Origin of the sequence: Microbacterium sp. Leaf161 (assembly GCF_001423645.1) — a bacterium.
GTDB lineage: Bacteria > Actinomycetota > Actinomycetes > Actinomycetales > Microbacteriaceae > Microbacterium > Microbacterium forte.
Map to the genome: position 1 here is coordinate 1 of NZ_LMOW01000005.1, position 2,450 is coordinate 2,450.

Here is a 2,450-nt window from a genome sequence, read left to right on the forward strand (position 1 = left end):
GCGGCGTCTGGCTCTGAGCTTTTCGCGAAAAACCAGAGAGCTTTTGCCTGTCGCCTTGGCGCGTGGGTTGGCTTGTTGCGGTCGAGCAGGGTCTTCGGGCGCTGGGGTGATCGGGAGCGAAGGGCTTAAAGCGATGCGGTCGGCGGGATCTCCGCCGTCCGGGCGCCGGCGGCGGGAAGGCCTGCCGGAGGCCATAAGGAAAGAACTCGGGCTTTACGAGTTCGAGAAACACCAAGGAGAAGAGTGATGTCACAATCGAAAAGCGGGGGGGCGGTCGGTCCGTTCAACTCCGTCGCCGAGGCGGCGGGTTGCGTTCAGACGGTCGACTGGATGCTTCTTGTTCTTCTGTTCTTCGCCGTTCTTGGCGGCTACCACGTCCACTTCATGCTGACGGCGGGCGACTGGGACTTCTGGGTTGACTGGAAGGATCGTCGTATGTGGCCGACGGTTGTGCCGATTCTCGGCGTGACCTTCTGCGCCGCGGCGCAGGCGTTCTGGTGGGTGAACTTCCGTCTGCCGTTCGGCGCGGTGTTCGCGGCTCTTGGCCTGCTGATTGGCGAGTGGATCAACCGCTACGTCAACTTCTGGGGCTGGACCTACTTCCCGATCAGCCTTGTGTTCCCGTCCGCTCTGATCGTTCCGGCGATCTGGCTTGACGTGATCCTGCTTCTGTCGGGCTCCTATGTGATCACGGCGATTGTTGGTTCGCTGGGCTGGGGTCTGTTGTTCTACCCGAACAACTGGCCGGCGATTGCGGCGTTCCACCAGGCGACGGAGCAGCATGGTCAGCTGATGACGCTTGCGGATCTGATCGGCTTCCACTTCGTCCGCACGTCGATGCCGGAATATATCCGCATGGTCGAGCGCGGCACGCTGCGCACCTTCGGTAAGGACGTTGTGCCGGTCGCGGCGTTCTTCTCGGGCTTCGTCTCGATGATGGTGTATTTCCTGTGGTGGTTCATGGGCCGTTGGTATTCGACGACCAAGATCATCGACACGATCTAAGCCGCGTCGCGGGCTGCGGCGCTGAACGGGCGCCGCGGCGGCCTGCAAGAAAGAAGAGCGGCGGGCTGGACGCTTATTCAAGAGCGAAGGTCCGCTGCGAGAGACAAGACCGGTTGGCGCGCGAGGCGGCGGCCGGGAAGAGGAACCTGGGAGGTTTATCGATGAAAAAGTTCGTCAAGCTCGCCGCGATTGGCGCGGCGGCGGCTGTGGCGGCGACCCTGGGAGCTGTTGCTCCTGCGTCGGCGCACGGCGAAAAGTCTCAGCAGGCGTTTCTTCGGATGCGCACGTTGAACTGGTATGACGTTCAGTGGTCGAAGACGACGGTGAACGTCAATGAAGAGATGGTGCTGTCGGGCAAGATCCATGTGTTCTCGGCCTGGCCGCAAGCGGTCGCCAATCCGCGCGTGTCGTTCCTGAACGCCGGCGAGCCCGGTCCGGTTCTGGTGCGCACGGCGCAGTTCATCGGCGAGCAGTTTGCGCCGCGTTCGGTGTCGCTTGTTCCTGGCAACGACTACGCCTTCTCCATCAACCTTCGCGGACGTCGCGCGGGCCGTTGGCACGTTCATGCGCAGATCAACGTCGAGGGCGGCGGTCCGATCATCGGCCCCGGCCAGTGGATCGAGATCAAGGGCGACATGAAGGACTTCACCGATCCGGTGACGTTGCTTGACGGCTCGACGGTCGACCTCGAGACCTACGGCATCAGCCGCGTTTATGCGTGGCATCTGCCGTGGCTTGCGGTCGGCGCGGCGTGGATCCTGTTCTGGTTCGTGCGCAAGGGCATCATCGCTTCGTATCTCCGTGTCGCCACCGGCAAGGTTGACGAGCAGGTGACCGACGACGACAAGCGGATTGGCGCGATTGTGCTGGCGTTGACCATTCTGGCGACGATCGTCGGCTACGCCGTGACCAACTCGACCTTCCCGCGCACGATCCCGCTGCAGGCGGGCTTGCAGAAGCCTCTGACGCCGCTCGTTACGGACGGCACGGCGGGCGTCGGCAAGGAGCGCGTGACGAGCGAGCTGAACGGCGGCGTCTACAAGGTTCCTGGCCGTGAGCTGACGATCAACGTCAAGGTCACGAACTCGACCTCCGAGCCGCTTCGCCTTGGCGAATATACGGCGGCCGGCCTGCGCTTCCTGAACCCTGACGTGTTCACGACGAAGCCCGACTTCCCGGACTATCTGTTGGCGGACCGCGGTCTGTCGACGGACCCGACGCCGATCGCGCCGGGCGAGACGAAGGAAATCGCCGTGAAGGTGCAGGACGCGCGTTGGGACATCGAGCGTCTGTCTGACCTGGCTTACGACACCGACAGCCAGATCGGCGGCCTCTTGATGTTCTTCTCGCCGACGGGTCGCCGCTTTGCGGCCGAAATCGGCGGACCGGTCATTCCGAAGTTCGTCGCCGGCGACATGCCCTAAGCGATACTGACGAATTGAAAC

General features: G+C 63.0%; 2 protein-coding genes. Both read left to right on the forward strand.

Annotated features, from left to right (window positions below; genetic code table 11):
- Positions 1–246 precede the first annotated feature (246 nt).
- Entirely contained in the window at positions 247–1,005 is a 759-nt protein-coding gene (gene amoA, locus ASF87_RS17390; RefSeq protein WP_014892304.1) for a bacterial ammonia monooxygenase, subunit AmoA, read from the forward strand.
- Positions 1,006–1,166: 161 nt separating this feature from the next.
- Positions 1,167–2,429: a bacterial ammonia monooxygenase, subunit AmoB gene (gene amoB, locus ASF87_RS17395; protein ID WP_014892305.1), complete on the forward strand. Its 1,263-nt coding sequence runs from the start codon at positions 1,167–1,169 to the stop codon at positions 2,427–2,429.
- Positions 2,430–2,450: the final 21 nt, after the last annotated feature.

Bases quoted from the DNA above. Each gene is read 5' to 3' on its own strand.
- amoB (WP_014892305.1), top strand. From the start codon at position 1,167: ATGAAAAAGTTCGTCAAGCTCGCCGCGATTGGCGCGGCGGCGGCTGTG.
- amoA (WP_014892304.1), top strand. From the start codon at position 247: ATGTCACAATCGAAAAGCGGGGGGGCGGTCGGTCCGTTCAACTCCGTC.